Below are 22,359 nucleotides of genomic sequence, written 5' to 3'. Positions count from 1 at the left end.
TCAATTACTTAATATATTCTATCTTCTGCACAGCTTCTTCATTTTCACTATCAAAGAAACCTTGTGCGCTCATCCAGTCATCACTAAATACCTTACTCATATAGCGACTACCATGGTCTGGGAAGATCACGACTACTTTACTGTCTTTATCAAACTCTCCTTTTTCTGCCAGTTGCTTCACGCCTTGTATAGCTGCACCACTTGTATAACCTACAAATAGACCTTCTGTTTTAGCTATTTGTCTTGCGGTATGCGCGCTTTCTTCATCTGTTACTTTCTCAAAATGATCAATAACATCAAAGTCTGTAGCAGTAGGAATAAGGTTTTTACCCAAGCCTTCTATGCGATAAGGATAAATCTCATTAATATCTAATTCATGAGTCTCATGGTATTTCTTTAAAACACTACCATAAGCATCAATACCTAAAATTCTAATATTGGGATTTTGCTCTTTTAAATATTTAGCGGTTCCGGAAATTGTCCCTCCTGTACCGCTGCAGGCTACAAGGTGCGTAAGTTGTCCTTCTGTTTGTTTCCAGATCTCAGGTCCTGTAGACTCGTAATGTGCATCAATGTTAAGCTGGTTAAAATATTGATTAATATAAACCGAACCTTTCATCTCCTGATGTAAACGTTTTGCCACCTGATAATAAGAACGAGGATCATCTGCACTTACATGCGCAGGGCAAACATAAACCTTTGCTCCCATCGCACGCAAAGCATCAATCTTATCTTTAGATGATTTAGAACTTACAGCAAGCACACAATCGTACCCTTTTATAATACTCACCATTGCGATACTAAAACCTGTGTTACCAGAGGTAGTTTCTATAATTGTATCGCCCGGTTTTAAAATTCCCTGCTTCTCTGCATTTTCTAATATGTAAAGCGCAATGCGATCTTTAGAAGAGTGACCAGGATTAAAGGCCTCTACTTTAGCATAAAAAGCACCAGGAAGATTACTTGTAATTGAGTTAAGTTTTATAAGCGGAGTGTTGCCTATAAGCTGAAGTACGTTGTTATAAACGTTTAAATTTTCTTTCATAAAAGAGTGGTAGTTTTGGTTACCTTTTCAGTAAATCCCTAAAACCAATATTCAAAACCTTGCAAATTTAAGGGAAATATTTCAATTACTCCGTTTTTCCTTCTAAATCGATTAAAAATGCATAATCTTCGGCTACTTCTTTCAAAGCTTCAAACCTTCCTGAAGCACCGCCATGACCTGCATCCATATTTGTATGAAACAGGATTATCTTGTTTCCTTTATTATGATCTCTAAGTCTTGCAACCCATTTTGCCGGTTCCCAGTATTGCACCTGAGAATCGTGATATCCCGTGGTTACCAGAATATTAGGATACTCGTGAGAATCAACCTGGTCATAAGGTGAATATGATTTCATATACTCATAATATTCTTTCTCATTTGGGTTTCCCCACTCATCATACTCTGATGTAGTTAACGGTATACTATCATCTAACATTGTGGTAACCACATCAACAAATGGCACAGCGGCTATAATACCATTATATAATTCTGGTGCCATATTAACGATCGCACCCATTAAGAGTCCACCAGCAGAGCCACCGTAGGCATATAAATGGTCTTTGCTTGTATATTTTTGCGCTATTAAATAACGAGAACAGGCTATAAAATCTGTAAATGTATTTCGCTTTTTAAGCAATTTCCCATCTTCATACCATTTCCTACCCATATATTCACCGCCTCTTATATGCGCTATAGCGAAAATAAAGCCGCGATCAAGAAGCGTAAGGCGTGTAGAAGAAAAAGAAGGGTCTGTTGTAGACCCGTAGCTACCGTAGGCATATTGTAATAACGGATTCTCACCATCTAATTCAATTCCTTTTTTAAAGATCAATGAAATAGGAATCTTTACGCCGTCATCTGCAGTCGCCCAGATTCTGCGCGTCTCGTAATTATTTTTATCAAAATTACCTCCCAGAACTTCAGATTCTTTGAGAACATTCTTTTCCTGAGTTCTCATATTAAATTCTACAACTGAAGGCGGAGTATTTAAAGAGTTGAATGAATATCTCAACAATTCTGTATCAAAATCGGGGTTTATACTGGTAAAAGCGGTGTAGGTTTCGCTTTCAAAAGGCAAATAATAATCTTTGCTCCCGTCCCAGGTTTTAATATTTATCTCATTCAGGCCATTACTGCGCTCATCAACCACAAGATAATCTTTAAAAATCTCGATATCTTCTAGTAAAACCTCCTCCCTGTGCGGAATAACCTCTTCCCAATTCTCTTTACTTGTAGCACTAACAGGAGTTTTCATCAGCTTAAAATTAACAGCTTCATCCTTGTTGGTTACAATGTAAAAGTGATCCTCAAAGTGTGATATACTATATTCAAGGCCACGTTCTCTCTCCTGCACAATTTTAAAATCAAATTGAGCTGCATTCGCATTTGCAAATTGATATTCTGAAGTAAGCGTGCTGTGTGAACCTATAATTATAAATTCTTTAGATTTAGTCTTATAAACAAATACTGAAAAGGTCTCGTCTTTTTCTTCATACACCAGTTCATCGCTATCTGGATGCGTACCCAGAACATGCTTAAATATCTGATTGCTACGTAAGGTTTGTTCATCTTTACGCGTATAGAAAACAGTTTTATTGTCATTTGCCCACACGGCTCTACCAGTTGTATTTAAGATCTCTTCGGGATAAATTTCGCCAGAGGTAAGATTTTTAAACAGAAGTGTATATTTTCTTCGGCTTACCGTATCTATGCCATAAACGGCAATTTGAGTATTTTCAGATATAGAATAACCAGCCTGATTGAAGAAGGAATGCCCCTCTGCCATCACATTATTGTCAAACATGATCTCTTCAGGAGCTTCTAGGCTTTCTTTCTTCCTACAGTAAAGCGGATAGTTCTTCCCTTGTTCAAAACGGCTATAATACCAAAAGCCATTATATTTATAAGGCACAGACTCATCATCTTCTTTAATGCGTGCCTTCATTTCTTCAAACAATTTTTGCTGAAGAGGCTTGGTATGTGCTGTTACATTATCGTAATAGGCATTTTCCTGCTCCAGATATTCTATAACTTCAGGAGCATCTCTTTCATTCATCCAGTAATATTCATCAATGCGTATATCACCATGTATTTCAAGCTTGTAAGGTATTTTCTTTGCAACCGGGGGTAAGATATTTTTTAACAATGCTGAGTATTTTAATTGTACCAAACCGCAAAAGTACGTGATAACTGGAGTATGATCGTCAATTTTTTTCACATTCTTAAAAGAGTAATTCCACAGGTTTATTAGTAAATTTGTTCAGAATTTTAAACTAAAGTTATGTTTGGAGATATGATGGGTATGATGGGCAAATTAAAAGAAGCCCAGCAAAAAGCTGAAACTACTAAAAAGCGCCTGGAAACTGTTTATTTTGATGAAGAAAGTAGTGATAAACTACTTAAGACCACAGTTTCTGTTTCTGGGAAGATTAAATCTATAACAATAGACGATGAGCTGTTAGAAGACAAAGAGCAATTAGAAGACTACCTGATTCTTACTTTAAACAAAGCTCTTGAAAAGGCTAAGAACAGCTATGAATCTGAACTTGCCGCTGTCGCGAAAGAAGGTATGCCAGACATTCCTGGTCTTGACATGTTTAAATAATCAGCTTAAAACATATAAAAATCGCCCTAATTAAGGGCGCTTTTTAGGTTAAATAGTCTAATTTTATAATCCAAATGCAACTCCTAAATTAACTGAAGAAAACGTGTAGCCGTCGCTCGAAATACCAGAATAGCTGGCAATAATACCAACACCTCCTAAACCGTACATAATATAAGGCTCATACCAAAAACCGCCATCATTACCTTCACTTACACCAACGGCATAACCAAGATCTGCTCCTGCCCAAAAATCTTCTGAAATACCAAATCTCGCTGAACCCCCTATAGGTAAGAAAGCAGCACCATCAACAAAATCGCTATAATCACTTTTTACAAAATAGTACTTGAAGCCTACTGTTGGTCCCACGAGAAAACCATCACCTGCCTCAAAATAATAATCCAGTTCTGCAGCCAGACCAAAAGAATAAACCTCATCAGCATCACCCATGGGCAAACTGGCGCGTACAGAACCATTCAATCCTTGTGCCTGAGTGGCGAAAACACAAAGTAAAAACAAACAGAGTAAAGTAAGATTTTTCATAATTACCATAAATTGATTAGTTTATCTAAGATAATAATAATCTTATTATCCGTTAATTATGAATTATACTTTATTCTATGCATTTATTAATTGTAGCTTTTCAGCTATTATACGGACTTTTTAAAGCCAAAAGCGTTTAATCTTAATTATGCGCTTATATAAAACCAAAAAATCCCCTTTTAAAAAGAGGATCTTTTGATTCTCACAGTGATATTCCTATACTTTAAGCTACTTTTTCTTTTAAAACTTCTAACACCTCATCATGCATTGCAGCAGTATAATCATAATGAGTAACCATTCTTAGCTTTCCTTTCCCCATACTGCTAATGTGTATATCTGCATCTGTTAGCGTACTTAAAAAGACTGCCTCCTGAACATGTTCTTTTAGTTTAAATATCAAAATATTTGTTTCTACAGGCTCTACATGCGCAACTTGAGGATTATTACTTAAAGCTTCAGCCAGTTCTTTTGCTCTTTTATGGTCTTCTTCCATACGCTTCCAATGGTGATCTAGCGCGTACAGACCCGCCGCGGCTGCAAAACCTACTTGTCTCATACCGCCGCCCAATACTTTTCGCACGCGCATAGCTTTATCCATAAAGCGTTTTTTTCCTAATAAGACAGATCCCATGGGTGCTCCTAAGCCTTTTGAAAGACAAACCGAAATCGTATCAAATACGGCCCCATAATCTTGTGGAGATTCATCTGTCGCCACAAGAGCGTTCCACAATCTAGCTCCGTCAAGGTGAAGACCTAAACCATGATCATCGCACACTTTTCTAATCTTAAGAATCTCTCTAAAGTCATAACAGGCACCGCCGCCTTTGTTTGTCGTATTCTCAAGACATACCAGAGACGTTAACGCGCTGTGATAAAAATCTGGCGGATTAATAGATTCTTCTACCTGCTCTGCCGTGATCATCCCTCTGTGGCCATCTACTAACTTAGATGAAACCCCGCTGTTAAATGATATCCCGCCACCTTCATAATTATAAACGTGAGCATATTTATCTGCAATTAACTGTTCGCCGGGTTGCGTATGTATTTTAATGGCAGCTTGATTTGTCATTGTTCCAGTAGGAAAATACAAGGCAGCATCCATACCAAAAAGGTGAGCAAGTTTTTCTTCTAGAGCATTAATTGTAGGATCTTCTTTATAAACATCGTCTCCTACTTCTGCATTCATCATAGCCTCAAGCATACCTTGAGTGGGTTTAGTAAGCGTGTCGCTACGTAGATCTATCTTCATGATTTAGTTGATTTTAGGTTTTAAAAGAACCTATGAGAATATTCACAGGTTCCATATTGAAATCGATAAGTAATTTATAAGGCAAGCCTTAAATGATCACTAAGGTTGTTAACTTCAATATTTCAAAAATATAAACTTAGTATCATTATTAGAACGTACGATGTATCAAAAATTATGATTCGTAACAGGAAATGTGATTTTTATATCTAAATAGAATCTAACGCAGATGCTCACCACCATCTACAGGTATTGTAACCCCGTTGATCCAGTTTGCCTCATCCTTGCAAAACAGGTAAACCACATTAGCCACATCTGCCGGAGTTGTAAGTCGTTGATAGGGATTTCGCAATTGCGACGCTTCCTTTATTGCCTCCACTCCCGGTATGAGATTTAAACTTTCTGTGTCTGTAACTCCTGCCTGAATACAATTTGCAGTAATTTTATGAGGTGCAAGTTCATAAGCCAGACTTCTGGTAATTGATTCTAAAGCGGCTTTCGCCGAAGAAACTGCAGCATAATTAGGCAACGATTTATAGCTGCCTTCACTGGTAAAAGAAAGTATACGCCCGTATTCACAAAACAAACCAGCCTTTACAAAATCAATTGACCAATCGTATAAACTTAGCGCCATCGCTTCAAAAGTAAGCCGGATATCTGCAGAGGTCAATGAATCATTTTTGTCTGGATCTATGGGTTTTAGATTTCCTTTTGCCAGACTATGAAGCAAAACCTTCAGTTTATAGTTGTTTTCTTTAAAAAAATCGGTCACTTCTGCCCTATTATCGGTGTTTAGAGCGTCAATATTGAAGCATTTTAACTCAACCCCGCTTTCGCGAAAAGCGATACATTCTTGTTCAAAAGCAGGCATCTTACTACGTCGCGTGCGATGTATGAGACAAATATTTAACCCATGTTGCGCTAATTTTTTAGCGGAAGCTAAACCCAAACCAGAACTTCCGCCTAAAATGCATGCCCACTGAGATTCTTCTGTAAGATTAAATTCTTTCATTACCATTCTAATAAAATACGCTGCGCTGAAAAACCCGGACCAAAACTAAGCATGAGTCCGCGCTCACCTTTTTGAATGTCTTTATTCATAAAACGCTCGAGGACGTACAAAACTGTAGCGCTGCTCATATTACCATACAATTTTAAAACCTCTTTAGTATCATCTATATTTTTACCCATCTCACCAAAGAGCGCTTCTACGGTTTGCACGATCTTCTTTCCACCGGGGTGAAAAATAAGATGGTCGATTTCTGCTATATTTAACCCGATTTTTGCCAGAAAAGGGTGGATTATTTGAGGGAAATGAGCAGAAATAGTTTCAGGCACTTCTTTATCTAATATCATTTTAAGTCCCATATTTGTAAGCTTAAATCCCATCATTTGTTCGGCCTCATAGAAGTGATACATACCAGTCGCTTTAATTTTAGGGCCCTTATCACTTGCTAAAGAAGACATTAAAACACAGGCAGCACCGTCACCAAAAATAGCCGCACTTACAATATTTGCCATCGAGTAATCATCTAACTGAAATGTTGCTGTAGGACTTTCTACCGCTATCACCGCTGCGCGTTTACCGGGATTTGCCTTTAAAAACTCATTTGCATACACAATACCTGAAATTCCTGCTGCACAGCCCATCTCTGTTACAGGAAGACGAATAATATCTTGTTTTAAACCTAACTTATTAATAAGATAAGCATCTAAAGATGGTATCATTATACCCGTGCAGCTAACGGTAATAATATAATCTAAACTTTCTGCAGGCCAGGCAGCTTTGTCTAGAGCATTTTGCAATACTTTTTCGCCAAGCTTAATAACTTCCCTAACGTAAATATCATTTTTATCTTCAAAAGATGTGGCTGTAAAAACCTCTTCTGGAGCCATAATACTATAGCGCTTGTCTACCGCGGCATTGCCAAAAATCTTTTTCACCTTTCGCTTAAAGCGTAAGTCCTGACCATCTAGCCAGCCGTCTAGCATTGGTATTATATCTTCAGTCTGCCTAGAATATGGTGGCAATTGTTTTGCTACTGTTACTATTTTTACGCCTTCTTGTCTGCTATCCATAAATATCTAAAAGCCCATTGCCATTTTATGATGTTAGTTTTTACATTTAACTCTTTGACCAATGATGTTAATTCTTCTTTTTTAAACGCTCTCTGTATTGAAATGAGCCCGTCGTGCTTAGCAAGATCTGTTCTCATGAAAAAGCTGCTGTATAATTTGAATAAATTGTAAGCTATACTGCTGCGATGCAAATCATTTATAACGAAACCAAGTGTAGACAGATTTAAAAAGCATTTTAAAAAAATCACGATCTCTTCATTAGTAAAATGATGCATTGTTAATGTTGAAATTACTATATCACAACTAAAGCTATCACTATCAAGCTTAAGAATATCCTGCTGTAAGAAAGTAATTTCGGGATACTTAACAGATTTTTCTTTGGCTAAGGCCAAACTTTTCTCGTTAATATCCATCCCTATAAGTCTGAGAGACAGATTCTTCTTGCGCCCAAATTTCGCAACAGCGCGCAACATTTCGCCGTCACCGCAACCCAGATCTACAATTGTATAAGATGGCTGCTGGTATTTCTTAAAAAAATAATCAAGTCCATTAATGGTAACCTGATTACCGCCTAATAATCTATTTACCTGAGAAACATCCTGAAGTGCTAACGACAGCGTCTTTAAATCTAGTGAAGGATCATCCATCAACTCTGGTATGAGTATGCGCTGCTTCATATATGCGCTGCTTTACCGTGAGTTGCTTCTATGATTCGTCTTAAAATTGCCGGTTGATTTTTAAGTGATTTAATTGCGAAATCTGTAATTTTTTGATGTGCTAAGAGATTTTGTAAAAGATAACCAGCACCCAATCGCGCACTAAAATTTTTCTGCCATTTTGTTTTATAATCCTTCTCAAGCATTTCACGTGAAGAATGATTTGCGTCAAAAAATTCAACAATCGTTTCACCCAATAGCTTTGCTCCCATGATCGCCATCGCCATACCATTACCGCACAAAGGATGAATTAAACTGGCGGTATCGCCACACATTAATACGTGATTTGAAATAAGCTCTTTACGATCAAAAGATATCTGACTTATTGTAAGTGGTTTTTCAAAAATCGGCTTGTGGGCGTCAAAAAACCGGTTTAAATGCGGGTTTTTCCGCATGACTTCTTCTCTAAAGTCATCTATATTCTTATGCTTTTTGAATTGTGAATAATGAGCCAGATAGCAAACATTTATACGCTTCTCTTCCACATTAGACAGACCACAATAACCGCCTTTAAAATTATGCAAGCCCACCCGATTTTCCTGATAATTGCCGTTATAATGCGATTTTACTGCCAGCCAGCCTGATTTTTTAGTTATAAATTTTCGCTTTAGCGAAATATCAAGTGACGCTCTTTTACCATATGCGCCTATGACGATACCACTTTTAAAGGTATTGCCGTTAAGGGTAGTAATGGTAAACTCGTTATTAATAAAATCAATTTTTTCGACCTGATCTTTTATAATTCGTGCGCCACTGCTTAAAGCCTGGTCGTAGAGCAATTTATCTAGTAAGTATCTGCTTATCCCAAAACCGCCCAACGGCAGATTGGTTTGAACCGATGCACCACTAACGCCAGAAAAAAGAAGTTCATTAATCGCAACGGCGCCATTATTAAAGGGATCAATATCAAGATAATTGAGGTAAGGCAATACTTCATTTGAAACATATTCACCGCAGACCTTATGCCGTGGGTAATTATCTTTCTCAATAACCACGGTGGGAATACCGGCTTTGCTTAAATGTATCGCCAGAGACAAACCTGCAAGGCCACCGCCTATTATAAATATTTCTTTTCTTTTCACGCATTGTGAAGATATGATTTTATGGCATAAAAAAACCCGTTTCAAATAAATGAAACAGGTTTTTTCTTTTTCAATTTCAGCTTTTTATTGTCCTTCACCAGCTTGTTGCTTAGCCTCTTCTTTCATCTGTTCATTAGGAACGATCGCTAAAGTAACACGTCTGTTTTTTGCTCTACCATCAGGAGTGGTATTATCGTACTTAGGTTGTGTCTCACCATACCATTGTGTGGTAAATCTACCTGCAGATAATCCCTGAGTTACTAAATAATTTGTAACCGCCTGAGCTCTGTTTTTAGACAAAGTCATATTGTAGTCTGCAGAACCTGTGTTATCTGTATGACCTACAACCAGAATATTGGTTTCAGGATATTCAGTCATTACTTTAGATAAACCGTTAAGCGTGGTTTCTGAAGCGTTGTTAATGTTGTATTTATTTGTATCGAAATACACACCGCTGTTTTCATCAAAGTTCACAACAATACCGTCATCAATACGCTCAACCTCAGCTCCCGGAATTTCTTCCTCAATACGCTGTGCCTGCTTATCCATTTTATTACCAATGATATTACCGGCAGCACCGCCTACAACACCACCTATAACAGCACCTAATTCTGAATTACCGCCTTTGCCCACATTGTTACCAATCACGGCACCAATTATAGCTCCACCAGCGGCACCTATTACAGTACCTTTTTGTTTATTGTTAGCATTGCGTGTCGCCTCGCAACCCGTTAAAAGAGTAACAGACATCGCTACGACAGCAAGACTTTTTAATATAGATTTCATAGTTTTTTTAATTTAATTAATCTGAAATTTTAGAGAAATTCATTACGATCTTAAATGGTTTCCCATCAACCTCAACAGTTTGTGTAAACTGCAAAGAGTTGTCTGATAAGTAAGCCAGATTTAAACGAAAACCCTTATCATTCATAGTAGAATTCATTTTCTCGTCTGTAGGCTTTAGAAGGATGTCATAAAACACCGCATTTTTCATCTCTGGTATACTCCAGACGAAATATCTCTTACCGGTACTGCAATCTGCACTTGTGATCTCGTAATTACCAAAATTGTTATTTGGTATAAAGCGCCACGTGCTGCCCACAAAACATTCTGAAGAAGCATCACCGAATAGAGTTACATCATAAACACCACTTGAATTACCGTAATTTATTTCATCTAAATTCCAATATCCTTTCAACGTTTTTCTTGACTCCTGAACTACTTTTTTATTTGAGCCGCAAGAGGCAAAAAGAGTTGCTATAAAAAGGATTGCAAAAATTCTTTTCATTCTAAAATTTTAAGTTAAAAATGTATTTTATTATCTAAATAACCTCGACACCAGACTGATTAAGAACAGTACTATAAAGATGAAGAATAAGATACGAGCAATGCTTTCTGCTCCTTCTGCTATACCGCCAAAACCGAAGATTGCTGCGATAATTGCAATAACTATAAAGATGATTGTCCAACGTAACATAATAGATTGTTTTTAATGATTAGTGAGACTAAATTATATGGTTGAGAGATATTAAAATTATAAGTTAATAGTGTTTAACTAGCCATTGTTAAAATGAGTTAAGGATGATTTTAAAAGTTTAAGATATTGCTAATTTTTTAACAGCTTAATAAGCTAATAACTGGTCTAGCTTTTCTTTTAGTTTGTTCTTTGCAAGATAATTTTCTTCTAACGCTGAAGCGAAAGGAATGGGCGTATCGAGACTTGTTACACGCATAATGGGAGCGTCAAGAAACTCAAAGCAATTTTCGGCTATTATAGCCGCAATATCGCTCGCCAGACCCCCAAAACCGGTATCTTCGGTAAGAATCAATAGTCTGTTAGTTTTTTCCACGGAAGTGATAATAGCATCCACATCAAGAGGCTGCAATGTTCTTAGATCAATAAGATCTACAGCATATTTTGAATCCTTATCTAATAAATCAAGCGCCCAGTGCACACCTGCCCCATAAGTCACTATCGTAGCTCTCTCACCTGTTTTTAAAATTGCTGCTTTGCCAATGGGCATTGTAAAATAAGATTGTGGCACCTCCTGCGTTATAGTTCTATACAGCGCTTTGTGCTCAAAATATAGCACAGGATTAGCATCTTCTATAGCGGCAGCCAATAAGCCTTTTGCATCATAAGGAAAAGCGGGATATACGACTTTTAATCCCGGCGTATGCGTAAACCAGGCTTCGTTTGTCTGACTGTGGAACGGGCCTGCTCCTACTCCCGCACCGCACGGCATTCTAATTACAACATCTGCAGCTTGACCCCAGCGATAATGCGATTTTGCCAGATAGTTCACTATGGGATTGAAGCCGGAAGAAACAAAATCTGCAAATTGCATTTCTACAATCGCTTTCATTCCATTTATTGAAAGCCCCATTGCAGTTTCTACAATAGCAGATTCGCATATTGGTGTGTTTCTTACTCGCTCTTTTTCATATTTCTCAACTAGGCCCTGCGTAATTTTAAAAACCCCGCCATACTCGGCAATATCTTGCCCCATGATGACTAAATCAGGAAATCGCCCCATAGCCTGATCTATACTTTGCGCAATTGCATCTATAAAACGGATATTTTTAGTTTCAGGTTGTGGTTTTACTTCTATGAACTGGTGAGGAGCAAAAACGTCTGCTAACTCAAGTTTTGTATCAGCTATGATTTCGCTTTCCGCGAAAGCTTCTTCAATTGCATTTTCAATTTCTTTATTAATAGAGTTGATCAAATCACCATTTCTATCTGTTGATAGAATACCCTCTCGTAGAAGAAAATTTTTGAAATTAATGAGCGGATCTTTTTTACCCCAGCTTTCCATTAAATCTTTAGGCACATATTTAGTGCCACTGGCTTCTTCGTGACCACGCATTCTAAAGGTTTTGAACTCTATTAAAACAGGTCGCGGATTCTCACGCATATCTGTAACTATTTCAGATATTCTATTATAGACTTCTACAATATTATTGCCATCTATAATGTGACCTTCTATGCCATAACCTATAGCGCGATCTACAAGATTTACACAACGGTATTGTTCATTAAGCGGTGTTGACAGTCCGTACCCATTGTTTTCTATACAGAAAAGAACAGGCAGATCCCAAACTGCCGCTACATTTAAAGCTTCATGAAAATCTCCTTCGCTTGTGCCCCCCTCGCCGGTAAAAACAGCGGTGATTCTTTTTTCCTTCTTAAGCTTATGAGCTAGGGCAATGCCATCTGCCACTCCTAATTGTGGCCCAAGATGAGAGATCATCCCAATTATCTTATATTCCTGAGTACCGAAGTGAAAACTACGATCACGCCCCTTAGTAAATCCATTCATTTTACCTTGCCATTGCGAGAATAATCTGTACAAGGGCACATTACGCGTAGTAAACACTCCCAGGTTTCTATGCATGGGTAAAATATATTCATCATCTAAGAGAGCTTTAGTAACACCTATAGAGATCGCTTCCTGACCAATCCCGCTAAACCATTTAGACACTTTTCCCTGTCTTAAAAGAATGAGCATTTTCTCCTCAATTAAACGAGGTTTTAACATACACTTATAAAGATCAAGAAGTTGTGAATGGGATAGATTTTTTACCTGATAATCAAAAGCAATGTTATCTAAAGCGTCGTTGTGCATAAGTGTAACTTTTAAATCAAATGTAAAAAAAGGATTGTTTAACTTAGAAATTCTTAAACTTCTTATTTAAGTAAGCTTTAAAACTTAGCATATAGAAAATTGGTATCTTTGTATGTATTGAAAATTTTTATCCCGATGAACAATATTCCCAGTGTAGATTTAGCAGATTTTTTAAGTGAAGACCCCAAGCGAAAGCAAAAGTTTGTAGATGAAATAGGCAAAGCATACGAAGAAATAGGTTTTGTATCGCTAAAAAATCATTTTCTTGATGATCAATTAGTTGAAGGATTATATGAAGAAGTAAAGAACTTTTTTGACTTACCAGAAGAAACCAAAAAGAAATATGAGATTGAAGGTTTAGGTGGGCAAAGAGGTTATATCTCTTTTGGTAAAGAACACGCTAAAGGAAAAAAGGAAGGCGATCTTAAAGAATTCTGGCACTTTGGTCAAGAGCCTGATGCAGATGCAAAACTTATAGAAGAATATCCAGATAATGTTGAAGTTAAGGAGTTAGAACACTTTAACGAGACCGGCATGAAAGCATACAGAATGCTTGAAAAAACAGGAATTTATGTTCTACGTGCGCTTGCTCTCTATATTGGTCTTGATGAAAAATATTTTGACCATTGGGCTAAGAACGGAAACAGCATTTTAAGACCTATACATTATCCACCTATAACAGCAGAACCTAAAGGTGCCGTGCGTGCCGGTGCTCATGGCGATATTAACTTGATAACTCTGCTTATGGGAGCCTCTGCTGGCGGTTTACAGGTATTACGAAAAGATGGTGAGTGGATAGATGCTATACCTAATGAAGATGAGTTAGTAATTAATGTAGGAGATATGCTGGAGCGTCACACAAATAATAAATTAAGATCAACGATTCACAGGGTTACCAACCCACCCAAAGAACAATGGGGTACTCCACGATATTCTATTCCATTTTTTATGCACCCACGCAGTGAGATGCCTTTAGATTGTCTAGAAGAGTGTATAGATGAAGATCACCCAAAAGCCTTTCCAGATATTACAGCCGGTGAATTTTTACACCAGCGCCTTGTAGAAATAGGATTGATAAAGAAATAGAATATGGATCTTAAAGACCAGTTATCAAACCTTTTCCCTGATCATGTACCTCAAAATGAACCTCAGGATACAGATGAGAATAATCTTGATATATGGATGCAAGATGAACCTTTGCTTTGCAAATACGAAAAAAGAAAAGGTAAACCCATTACAATAATAGAAGGATACACCGGTGCCGACTCAGATTTTAAGATTCTTGCTAAAGAGTTAAAAGTCATGCTAGGCGTAGGTGGTAGTTTCAAAAAAGAGAGCATCATTATACAAGGAGACTATCGCGACCGTATTATGAGCTTTTTAAAAGATAAAGGCTTTAAAGTAAAACGTGTAGGTGGTTAATTCTTAATATATATGGAAAAGCAAATTCTTCATATTACAAACGGTGACAGCTTAACTGAAAGGTTACAACAAATAGATCTCACCGGTGATATTATTATATGGCGGGAAATGCTTTGTGAAGGCCCTACCGTAACAGAGGTTGGTACAGAAAATTTCATTAAGATAAGAAAGAAGTTCTTACTTGAGAATTACTCGATATCTGAAGAAGATTATGAAGAGAAATTTGTCTCGCAAATTCATAAGCTTTCGCAGATAGATAACTATGATGAGATCATCCTTTGGTTTGAGTTTGATCTTTTCTGTCATATAAATATGCTTGCAGCAATAAGCTATCTTATTCAAAACAAGCACCACGAGGCAGTATACCTCGTTTGTAGTGGTCGCGTGCCGGGAGAGAAAGATCTTATTGGTCTTTCAGAATTAAGTGATGCCCAGCTTCACGCGCATTATGAAAATAAAATACGCCTGTCTGAAGATGATCTGGAAATGGCAAATTTTATCTGGGAATTGTATTGTGGCAACAACCCAAACAAGCTAAAGCCGGAAATACGTAAATCATCAAATTTTAAATATTTATCAAGTTGCATACGTGCCCATATAGAGCGCTATCCTAACGCACATACAGGTTTAAATACGCTTGAGACAAACATCCTAAAACTGATCAAAAATCACCGAATTACCTCTGAAAATCAGCTTTGCGGCTACGTTTTAAATTATCAGGGTTATTACGGTTATGGCGATGTGCAGATATTTAAGATCATAGATCAACTGCGATTATTCTTCTATCAGGATGATGATGGCACCATCAAACTTTCTTCTAAAGGCAACATGGCCTTAGACGGAACACAAAATTTTTACAGAGACTTAAAAACAGATTTTTTTATGGGAGGAACCCATAAATATGACTTTCTCTACAATCCGGAAAGTCATCAACTACTAAAGCTATAAAATGGCAATACCCTCTTCTGAGCTTATACTTAATCCAGACGGCAGCATATATCATCTTAATTTAAAACCTGAAGACATTGGCGACACGATAATCACCGTTGGCGATCCAGACCGGGTAGAAAAGGTCACTAAATATTTTGATGAGATTCTCATCACAACACACAAACGGGAATTTAAAACTCAAACGGGCTTATTAAACGGTAAGAAAATCACTGTTATTTCTACCGGCATAGGTACAGATAATATTGATATTGTTATTAACGAGCTGGATGCACTTGTAAATATTGATTTCGCTTCACGCGAAATTAAAGAGAACATTACTTCGCTTGATATAATACGTATAGGTACAAGCGGCGCCATACAAACAGATATTCCTGTAGATTCTTTTTTAATAAGTGAGCGTGCAATAGGATTTGACTCTTTACTCCAATTCTATAAAAGTAGTCACATTCAGGATTTTGAATTGCAAAAACAATTTGTAGAATTTACAGACTGGAATACAAATAAAAGTAAGCCATACATTGTAAATGCAAATGACGACCTTTTTAAACATTTTAAAAACGAGTCAATCATTGGCGGATTTACTGCCACAAATGTCGGATTTTATGGTCCTCAGGGCCGAATTTTAAGAGGTAAACTTGATGATCCCGCACTCAATGAGAAACTTTTAAACTTTAAAAGTGGAGAAATTAAGATCACTAATCTTGAAATGGAAACTGCCGGCATTTACGGCCTTTCTCAATTATTAGGTCACAGGGCAATCTCATTAAATGCAATCCTTGCCAACCGTGCTCTGGGCACCTTCAGTGAAAATCCCGATTATACTGTAGATACTCTTATACAACTTGCACTTGACAGAGTTGCCTGTTTGTAGAAAGTAATTTAACATAAGCTTAAACAAAGCCGCTGGGGCCCTTTCGTATTTTTGAGGCAAAACACCCTAATTATGCAAAATACCCCTGTAGAGCGACTTAAACATCGTGATTTAAACTGGCTTAGTTTTAACGAAAGAGTTCTTCAGGAAGCAAGCGACAAGCGTTTCAATCCACTTTTTGAGCGCATGAAATTTTTGGCCATCTATTCATCAAATTTAGATGAATACTTTAGGGTACGTGTTTCCCAGTTAAGACAAATTAAAAGGGTAGAAAAAAGCATACGCAAGAAGCTTTCTCTAAGACCCAATAAAATTATTAAAGAGATTTTGCGACGCGTTAAAGAGCAGCAAAATGTTTTTGGTAAGATATTTCGCGAAGAGATCATCCCGGAATTAAAGCAGAACAACATCATTGTTTTAAACGACAAAGAGTATGACGAGGTACAAAAGCAACTCGCAGATATCTGGTTTGAGACACACGTAAAGCAGGACGTTAAACCTCAAATAATAGACCCCGCAAATGACACTGACCTTTTTCTTGAGAATCAGTCTTTGTATTTCTACGTGGTTTTTGAGAATACACAGAAAGTAGGCATAGTAAACATCCCTACAGAATCAACTTCACGGTTTATCGAGTTGGGCAATATAAAAGAACGTCATTATATTACATTTATAGATGATATTATAAGACATAAAATAGCAACACTATTCCCAACAGAAAAAGTAGATGGTATCTACTCAATAAAACTGTCAAGAGATGCAGAATTATATATTGATGATGAACTTGACGGCGTGCTGGCAGAGCGTATTTATGACTCATTGCATCAGCGACAAGAAGGCCAGCCCACACGTTTGCTTTATGATGCAAACATGCCAGAGCAAGAAGCTAAAAGGCTGCGTAAGCTTTTAAAACTGGGCAAAATCGATATGATGCCCGGCGGTAAATACCACAACTTCAATGATTTTTTCAGTTTTCCAGACCCCACAAATAATCCTGATCTTCATTATAAAAAAAAGGAATTTGTAAAGCACAGAATTCTGAATAAAGCTGAAGATTATTTCGAAGAAATTCGAAAAAAAGATCAACTTGTTCATTTTCCGTTTATGCCCTTTAGCTACATAGAGCGATTTGTAGAGCAAGCCGCTGATGATGAAAATGTAACTGATATAAAAATATCGTTGTACAGAGTTGCAGAAGAATCAAGATTAACTTCTGCACTTTTAAAAGCTCTTGATAATAATAAAAAAGTAACTATCTTTATAGAAGCGAAAGCTCGTTTTGATGAAGAGAACAACATAATTTGGGGCAGAAAATTTGAAGAAAAAGGCGCTAAAGTAATCTACAGTTATCCGCGCATTAAAGTTCATTCCAAGATTCTACTCATAAACAGAACAGAAGGTGAGAAACGCAGACGTTACGTTTATATAGGCACAGGGAATTTTAATGGGGAAACGTCAAAAATTTACACAGATCACGGTCTTTTTACCGCTAATAAAAAGATCACTAAAGAACTTGCCAGAGTCTTTGAGGTTCTTGAAGGATCGTTAATTATACCCAGAAATAAACATCTTCTTATCTCTCCTTTTACTACAAGACGCTTTCTAGAGAAGCTTATCAATACTGAAATAGAAAATGCACAATTAGGTAAAAAGGCGGCAATAACAGCAAAAATGAATAGCCTTGAAGATCCAGAAATGGTAGAGCTTCTGTATAAAGCTAGCCAGGCAGGTGTAAAAATTAGATTGATAGTAAGAGGCTTTTCAAGTCTCATTCCCGGTATCCCTGGTCTCAGTGAGAATATATTTATGACTAGTATAGTAGACAGATATCTCGAGCACGGGAGAATATACCTGTTTCAAAATGATGGGGAGCCAAAAATGTACATCGGGTCTGCAGATCTCATGACACGCAACCTAGACAGGCGCATAGAAGTTCTCACACCTATCTATGACACAGACCTTTTCAACGAGTTAAAAAGCATTTTAATCTTACAATTAAATGACAACTGCAAGGCACGTGTTCACAACAGCGAAGAAAATAACCGTTATATCGAAAAGAATGCCCAAGATCCGGAAATACGATCTCAATACGCTATTTTTGAATCATTAAGAGTTAAGCATAGTTAATGAAGAAGCTTAAGTTAGGTGGTGTTCCAGAACATTTTAACCTTCCTGTTCATCTAGCCATAGAAGATGGCCTTTTTGAAGAAAAGGGAATTTTGATCGAATGGGTTGAATTTCCTGAAGGTACCGGGGCAATGACCAAAGCATTAAGAAATCAGGAAATTGATATTGCTATAATTCTTACTGGCGGCATAGTTAAGGATATTGCTAACGGAAATCCCTCTAAAATTATCCAAAATTATGTTTTCTCACCTCTAATTTGGGGAGTACATGTTGCCGCTAAAAGTTCTTTTAAAACATTAAATGATTTAGAACATGCTCGAGTAGCGATTAGTCGTTATGGCTCAGGTTCTCATGTTATGGCACATGTGCAGGCACGAGAAAATGGCTGGAATACTGATCAACTCAAATTTGTTGAAGTACAAACGCTGAATAATGCGGTTAAAAGTCTAACCGAAAATGAAGCAGACTATTTCATGTGGGAGCACTTTACTACTAAACCTCTTGTAGATTCTGGAGTTTTTAGAAGAATTGCAGATTTTCCCTCGCCGTGGTCAAGCTTTGTTATCGTCGCGACAGATGAGTGCATAAACTCAAATTCTGAAGATTTGTACACGTTCTTAACAACACTTAATATAGTTACAGAAGACTTTAAAAAAATACCGTCTATTGACAAAACGTTAGCTCATAGATACGATCAAAAGTTAGAAGATATACAAAAATGGTTAGGGCTTACGCGCTGGACGCAGGAGCAGATTAAAGACGAAGAGATCAATTTTGTACAGAAACGCTTGCAAGAGCTTAAAATGCTCGATGAAGTGAAAAAATCTAATTTTTACAAGGTTAATATTTAGTATAATTTTCGCATAAATTATACCTGTTAACTATCAAGCATTTTGGAAATTTAGAGTACCAATATATGTATAACCATCAAACTATAACATCATGTCTATTTTCTTTTTTATTTTGGGATCATTATTAATTATTAACATTTTATTATTTCAGTTCAGTTGTGATGAAGGTAAAAAACCTCAAGCTAAAAAAAGCTGGTTAAATGCCGAAAACAAACTGGAAAGAAATATGTCAAAACAATATTCTTAATTAATATCCTGAACCACTTCAAATGGCAGAAGTTTATGCTCCAAATCTACCAACTTACTTTTTTCCTGCCAGATTTCTCTAAATAAGCATTTGTCTTACTGAAATGCTTATTATCAAACCAATATCCCCTATTTGCACTTAATGGTGATGGATGACCACTGGTTAAAACCAAGTGTTTAGTCTCATCTATCAATTTTTGTTTTTTCTTGGCATAGCCTCCCCAAAGAAGAAATACAACGTTGTCACACTCTTGTGATATTACCTCTATAACCTTATCTGTAAACTGTTCCCAGCCTTTACCTTGATGGCTGCCTGATGCGTGCGCTCTAACGGTAAGTGTTGCATTAAGTAAAAGTACACCTTGTTGAGCCCAGCGTTCCAGATTGCCGGTTTTAGGGAAAGGCTTATCAAGATCTTTTTCTATTTCTTTAAAAATATTTACTAAAGATGGCGGCATTGATATTCCATCATTTACCGAAAAACATAATCCATTTGCCTGTCCCTGACCATGATAAGGATCCTGACCTAAAATGACTACCTCAACCTCATCTAAAGCACAGAGATCAAAAGCCTTGAAAATCTGCTTACCAGGCGGATAACATGTGTATTTATGGTACTCTTCTTTTACATATGAAATCAAGTTTGTGAAGTATGGTTTTTCAAATTCTTCGCTTAAAGCAGCTTTCCAGCTTGGGTGTATGTCAACGTTCATTAATGTTTTAAATTTGCAGGATAAAATCCCGATGAGGAAGCCTCAAATTTAGGCATTTGCTATGATAAAAATTCATCCTAAAACTCTTTCAGATTTAGAATTTCCACGTGTGTGCATTCAGGTAAGTGAATTGTGTATCACAGAAAAGGGGAAAGCCAAAGCTTTAAAGATAAAACCCTTTGGCAGTTTTAAAAAAACAACATTCGCTCTCAATCAAACTAATGAATATGTAAGTTCAGATCTGCAGGAAGCGCCCATTCCTAATCATGGTTTTGATCCGCTTGATCATGAACTAAAAATGCTGCATATAGAAGATACTATTTTAGAGGTGGGCAGTTTTAGAAAAATCACAAGCATTTCTGAAACCGTAAATACCCATATTCTTTTTTTCAAAAAATATAGAGACACCTATCCTTCACTGCATGCTACTGTTAAAGAAACAGAATTTACAACTGCACTAGTAGAGAGCATTAATGCCATTGTAGACCGCTTTGGCGAAGTTAAAGATGATGCTTCTCCCCTTTTGCAACAAACGCGTAGAGCTATAAATCAGGTAAAAGGAAAGATAAACTCAAGTTTTGGAGCTGCTTTGTCTCAGTATGCCGGTTATGGTTATCTTGATGAAATACGAGAATCTGTAGTAGATAATGTGCGTGTACTTGCAGTAAGCGCAATGCACAGAAGAAAAGTTAAAGGCACTATTCTGGGAAATTCAAAGACCGGAAGCATTGTTTACATTCAACCGGAAGCCACGCTTAATCACCAGCGTGAACTCAACAATCTTGAATATGAAGAGAAAGAGGAAGTAAAACGTATCTTAAAAGAACTAACAGATTTTGTAAGACCTTTTCAACCTTTACTTGAAGAATATCAAAAGCTGCTTGCAACAATTGATGTTATTTCGGCTAAAGCCAAATATGCCAAAAAGCTAAATGCAGTTTTGCCTACAATCACACAGGATCAGGAGTTGCAATTAAAAGAAGCCTATCACCCACTGCTATATTTAAATAATAAGAAACGCGGTGAGAAAACCTTCTCGCAGGATATTACGCTTGATACCAATAGTCGTATTATAGTTATTAGCGGCCCCAATGCAGGCGGTAAAAGTATAACGCTTAAAACAGTAGGACTTTTACAAATCATGTTACAAAGCGGTATGCTCATTCCTGTTCATGAATATTCTCGTGTTTGTCTTTTTGATAAAATCCTTACAGATATAGGCGATAACCAGAGTATAGAAAATCACCTGAGCACATATAGTTACAGACTTAAGAATATGAACTATTTCTTAAGAAAATGTGACGAGAAAACTTTATTTCTTATTGATGAATTTGGTACCGGTAGTGACCCAGAACTAGGTGGTGCTCTGGCTGAAACTTTTCTTGAAGTTTTTTATGAGCGCGGTAGCTACGGTATAATTACAACACATTATGCAAATTTGAAAATGATGGCAAATGAGACGCCAGCCATTACAAATGCAAATATGCTTTTTGATGCACACACGCTCGAGCCTCTTTTTAAACTTCACATTGGTGAAGCGGGTAGCTCTTTTACCTTTGAAGTTGCACAAAAAAATGGTATTCCGTTTTCATTAATAAATCGCTCAAAAAAGAAGGTAGAACGCGGTAAAATACGTTTTGACAAAAGCATTGCCAATCTGCAAAAAGAACGCAGCAAACTTGCCAAAACGACAACTTCTTTAAAAACAAAAGAGCAGGAAGCGCAGAAGCAGCAGCAGGAGCTTGATAAAATAAATGCACGGGTTCAACAAAAGCTGGAAGGTTTTCAGGAGTTATATGACAGCAATCAGCGGCTTATTTATCTGGGACAAAAACTTAATGATCTAAGCGAAAAATTCTATTATAGTAAGAACAAGAAAGAGCTTATGGCAGAGCTGCTTAAAGTTGTACAGATAGAAAACAGCAAACGACAGCGTAAATCTGCTAAAGAGAAACGGGCTCAAAAAGCTAAAGAAGAACAAATAAAACAGGAAGCTGAAAAGAAAGTCGCTATAATTAGAGAAAAGAAAAAAGAAGAGAAACAGAAGCAGGAAAAGATAGAGAAAGAAAGGCCTAAGGTCACTTTAAAAGTTGGTGATAGAGTGCGCTTGCCAGATGGTCGCGCCGTAGGTAGTATTGATGAGATAGAAAAGGGCAAGGCAATAGTTAACTACGGCATGTTTACCACAAATATTGATGTTGACCAGCTAGAACTTGTACAGCCGGCAAAAAAGTAA

Annotated in this window: 21 protein-coding genes; 8 read left to right on the top strand and 13 right to left on the bottom strand. The window is 37.0% G+C overall.

Going from position 1 to position 22,359, the window contains the following annotated elements; all coding sequences use genetic code 11:
• Positions 1-4 precede the first annotated feature (4 nt).
• Positions 5-1,045 (bottom strand): PLP-dependent cysteine synthase family protein, encoded by a 1,041-nt coding sequence (locus tag ACH3O9_RS12925; RefSeq protein WP_416441085.1) that lies wholly within the window; start codon positions 1,043-1,045, stop codon positions 5-7.
• Between the two features lie 85 nt (positions 1,046-1,130).
• Positions 1,131-3,191, bottom strand: coding sequence for a S9 family peptidase (locus ACH3O9_RS12920; protein WP_416441083.1), 2,061 nt, complete (start codon positions 3,189-3,191; stop codon positions 1,131-1,133).
• Between the two features lie 135 nt (positions 3,192-3,326).
• Here ACH3O9_RS12920 and ACH3O9_RS12915 point away from each other — a divergent pair, with 135 nt between their 5' ends.
• A complete protein-coding gene (locus tag ACH3O9_RS12915) occupies positions 3,327-3,650 on the top strand; it encodes a YbaB/EbfC family nucleoid-associated protein (RefSeq protein WP_416441081.1) in 324 nt (107 codons plus the stop codon).
• Between the two features lie 63 nt (positions 3,651-3,713).
• Here the strand turns inward: ACH3O9_RS12915 and ACH3O9_RS12910 are convergent, their stop codons facing one another.
• The 10 genes from ACH3O9_RS12910 to ACH3O9_RS12865 form a co-directional block, all read right to left on the bottom strand.
• The gene (locus ACH3O9_RS12910) at positions 3,714-4,190 is read right to left on the bottom strand and encodes a hypothetical protein (RefSeq protein WP_416441079.1); all 477 of its coding nucleotides are present in this window, start codon (positions 4,188-4,190) and stop codon (positions 3,714-3,716) included.
• A 223-nt stretch (positions 4,191-4,413) separates the two neighbouring features.
• Complete coding sequence (locus ACH3O9_RS12905; RefSeq protein WP_416441077.1) at positions 4,414-5,439, bottom strand: threonine aldolase family protein; 1,026 nt, start codon at positions 5,437-5,439, stop codon at positions 4,414-4,416.
• Between the two features lie 217 nt (positions 5,440-5,656).
• Positions 5,657-6,448 carry an SDR family oxidoreductase gene (locus ACH3O9_RS12900; protein ID WP_416441075.1) on the bottom strand — a complete coding sequence of 264 codons (792 nt, stop codon included), beginning with the start codon at positions 6,446-6,448 and terminating at the stop codon, positions 5,657-5,659.
• Positions 6,448-7,515: a type III polyketide synthase gene (locus tag ACH3O9_RS12895; protein WP_416441073.1), complete on the bottom strand. Its 1,068-nt coding sequence runs from the start codon at positions 7,513-7,515 to the stop codon at positions 6,448-6,450. The genes ACH3O9_RS12900 and ACH3O9_RS12895 overlap by 1 nt, the downstream gene beginning before the upstream one ends.
• Positions 7,491-8,192, bottom strand: a complete 702-nt coding sequence (locus ACH3O9_RS12890) for a methyltransferase domain-containing protein (RefSeq protein WP_416441071.1) — start codon at positions 8,190-8,192, stop codon at positions 7,491-7,493. Before ACH3O9_RS12890 ends, ACH3O9_RS12895 begins: the two co-directional genes overlap by 25 nt.
• Positions 8,189-9,313, bottom strand: a complete 1,125-nt coding sequence (locus tag ACH3O9_RS12885) for an NAD(P)/FAD-dependent oxidoreductase (RefSeq protein WP_416441069.1) — start codon at positions 9,311-9,313, stop codon at positions 8,189-8,191. The genes ACH3O9_RS12890 and ACH3O9_RS12885 overlap by 4 nt, the downstream gene beginning before the upstream one ends.
• A gap of 84 nt (positions 9,314-9,397) precedes the next feature.
• On the bottom strand, positions 9,398-10,099 hold the full coding sequence (locus ACH3O9_RS12880; RefSeq protein WP_416441067.1) for an OmpA family protein: 702 nt from the start codon (positions 10,097-10,099) through the stop codon (positions 9,398-9,400).
• A 16-nt stretch (positions 10,100-10,115) separates the two neighbouring features.
• A complete protein-coding gene (locus ACH3O9_RS12875; protein WP_416441065.1) occupies positions 10,116-10,601 on the bottom strand; it encodes a lipocalin family protein in 486 nt (161 codons plus the stop codon).
• 30 nt (positions 10,602-10,631) lie between these two features.
• The gene (locus tag ACH3O9_RS12870; protein WP_416441063.1) at positions 10,632-10,790 is read right to left on the bottom strand and encodes a DUF1328 family protein; all 159 of its coding nucleotides are present in this window, start codon (positions 10,788-10,790) and stop codon (positions 10,632-10,634) included.
• Positions 10,791-10,935: 145 nt separating this feature from the next.
• Positions 10,936-12,942 (bottom strand): alpha-ketoacid dehydrogenase subunit alpha/beta, encoded by a 2,007-nt coding sequence (locus ACH3O9_RS12865; RefSeq protein WP_416441061.1) that lies wholly within the window; start codon positions 12,940-12,942, stop codon positions 10,936-10,938.
• A 135-nt stretch (positions 12,943-13,077) separates the two neighbouring features.
• Between ACH3O9_RS12865 and ACH3O9_RS12860 the strand changes: the two genes are divergently transcribed.
• The 6 genes from ACH3O9_RS12860 to ACH3O9_RS12835 all read left to right on the top strand — a co-directional run bounded on the left by ACH3O9_RS12860 (position 13,078) and on the right by ACH3O9_RS12835 (position 19,164).
• The gene (locus tag ACH3O9_RS12860) at positions 13,078-14,028 is read left to right on the top strand and encodes an isopenicillin N synthase family dioxygenase (protein WP_416441059.1); all 951 of its coding nucleotides are present in this window, start codon (positions 13,078-13,080) and stop codon (positions 14,026-14,028) included.
• A 3-nt stretch (positions 14,029-14,031) separates the two neighbouring features.
• A complete protein-coding gene (locus ACH3O9_RS12855; RefSeq protein WP_416441057.1) occupies positions 14,032-14,364 on the top strand; it encodes a translation initiation factor in 333 nt (110 codons plus the stop codon).
• A gap of 12 nt (positions 14,365-14,376) precedes the next feature.
• Positions 14,377-15,312: a DUF1835 domain-containing protein gene (locus ACH3O9_RS12850; RefSeq protein WP_416441055.1), complete on the top strand. Its 936-nt coding sequence runs from the start codon at positions 14,377-14,379 to the stop codon at positions 15,310-15,312.
• A 1-nt stretch (position 15,313) separates the two neighbouring features.
• Complete coding sequence (locus ACH3O9_RS12845; protein ID WP_416441053.1) at positions 15,314-16,186, top strand: nucleoside phosphorylase; 873 nt, start codon at positions 15,314-15,316, stop codon at positions 16,184-16,186.
• A 72-nt stretch (positions 16,187-16,258) separates the two neighbouring features.
• Positions 16,259-18,313 (top strand): polyphosphate kinase 1, encoded by a 2,055-nt coding sequence (ppk1, locus tag ACH3O9_RS12840; RefSeq protein ID WP_416441051.1) that lies wholly within the window; start codon positions 16,259-16,261, stop codon positions 18,311-18,313.
• Positions 18,313-19,164 (top strand): substrate-binding domain-containing protein, encoded by an 852-nt coding sequence (locus ACH3O9_RS12835; protein ID WP_416441049.1) that lies wholly within the window; start codon positions 18,313-18,315, stop codon positions 19,162-19,164. Before ppk1 ends, ACH3O9_RS12835 begins: the two co-directional genes overlap by 1 nt.
• 293 nt (positions 19,165-19,457) lie before the next feature.
• Here ACH3O9_RS12835 and ung read toward each other — a convergent pair whose 3' ends face one another.
• A complete protein-coding gene (gene ung / locus ACH3O9_RS12830) occupies positions 19,458-20,123 on the bottom strand; it encodes a uracil-DNA glycosylase (protein ID WP_416441047.1) in 666 nt (221 codons plus the stop codon).
• A 61-nt stretch (positions 20,124-20,184) separates the two neighbouring features.
• On the opposite strand from ung, the gene ACH3O9_RS12825 reads away from it, so the two are divergent.
• Positions 20,185-22,359, top strand: coding sequence for an endonuclease MutS2 (locus ACH3O9_RS12825; protein WP_416441045.1), 2,175 nt, complete (start codon positions 20,185-20,187; stop codon positions 22,357-22,359).

This window comes from Leeuwenhoekiella sp. A16 (genome assembly GCF_047946675.1).
In the GTDB taxonomy this organism is placed as follows: Bacteria; Bacteroidota; Bacteroidia; order Flavobacteriales; family Flavobacteriaceae; genus Leeuwenhoekiella.
This window is presented reverse-complemented; position numbering and strand designations above follow the sequence as displayed.

Bases quoted from the DNA above. Each gene is read 5' to 3' on its own strand.
- ACH3O9_RS12925 (WP_416441085.1), bottom strand. From the start codon at position 1,045: ATGAAAGAAAATTTAAACGTTTATAACAACGTACTTCAGCTTATAGGC.
- ACH3O9_RS12915 (WP_416441081.1), top strand. From the start codon at position 3,327: ATGTTTGGAGATATGATGGGTATGATGGGCAAATTAAAAGAAGCCCAG.
- ACH3O9_RS12910 (WP_416441079.1), bottom strand. From the start codon at position 4,190: ATGAAAAATCTTACTTTACTCTGTTTGTTTTTACTTTGTGTTTTCGCC.
- ACH3O9_RS12905 (WP_416441077.1), bottom strand. From the start codon at position 5,439: ATGAAGATAGATCTACGTAGCGACACGCTTACTAAACCCACTCAAGGT.
- ACH3O9_RS12900 (WP_416441075.1), bottom strand. From the start codon at position 6,448: ATGAAAGAATTTAATCTTACAGAAGAATCTCAGTGGGCATGCATTTTA.
- ACH3O9_RS12895 (WP_416441073.1), bottom strand. From the start codon at position 7,515: ATGGATAGCAGACAAGAAGGCGTAAAAATAGTAACAGTAGCAAAACAA.
- ACH3O9_RS12890 (WP_416441071.1), bottom strand. From the start codon at position 8,192: ATGAAGCAGCGCATACTCATACCAGAGTTGATGGATGATCCTTCACTA.
- ACH3O9_RS12880 (WP_416441067.1), bottom strand. From the start codon at position 10,099: ATGAAATCTATATTAAAAAGTCTTGCTGTCGTAGCGATGTCTGTTACT.
- ACH3O9_RS12875 (WP_416441065.1), bottom strand. From the start codon at position 10,601: ATGAAAAGAATTTTTGCAATCCTTTTTATAGCAACTCTTTTTGCCTCT.
- ACH3O9_RS12870 (WP_416441063.1), bottom strand. From the start codon at position 10,790: ATGTTACGTTGGACAATCATCTTTATAGTTATTGCAATTATCGCAGCA.
- ACH3O9_RS12865 (WP_416441061.1), bottom strand. From the start codon at position 12,942: ATGCACAACGACGCTTTAGATAACATTGCTTTTGATTATCAGGTAAAA.
- ACH3O9_RS12860 (WP_416441059.1), top strand. From the start codon at position 13,078: ATGAACAATATTCCCAGTGTAGATTTAGCAGATTTTTTAAGTGAAGAC.
- ACH3O9_RS12855 (WP_416441057.1), top strand. From the start codon at position 14,032: ATGGATCTTAAAGACCAGTTATCAAACCTTTTCCCTGATCATGTACCT.
- ACH3O9_RS12850 (WP_416441055.1), top strand. From the start codon at position 14,377: ATGGAAAAGCAAATTCTTCATATTACAAACGGTGACAGCTTAACTGAA.
- ACH3O9_RS12845 (WP_416441053.1), top strand. From the start codon at position 15,314: ATGGCAATACCCTCTTCTGAGCTTATACTTAATCCAGACGGCAGCATA.
- ppk1 (WP_416441051.1), top strand. From the start codon at position 16,259: ATGCAAAATACCCCTGTAGAGCGACTTAAACATCGTGATTTAAACTGG.
- ACH3O9_RS12835 (WP_416441049.1), top strand. From the start codon at position 18,313: ATGAAGAAGCTTAAGTTAGGTGGTGTTCCAGAACATTTTAACCTTCCT.
- ung (WP_416441047.1), bottom strand. From the start codon at position 20,123: ATGAACGTTGACATACACCCAAGCTGGAAAGCTGCTTTAAGCGAAGAA.
- ACH3O9_RS12825 (WP_416441045.1), top strand. From the start codon at position 20,185: ATGATAAAAATTCATCCTAAAACTCTTTCAGATTTAGAATTTCCACGT.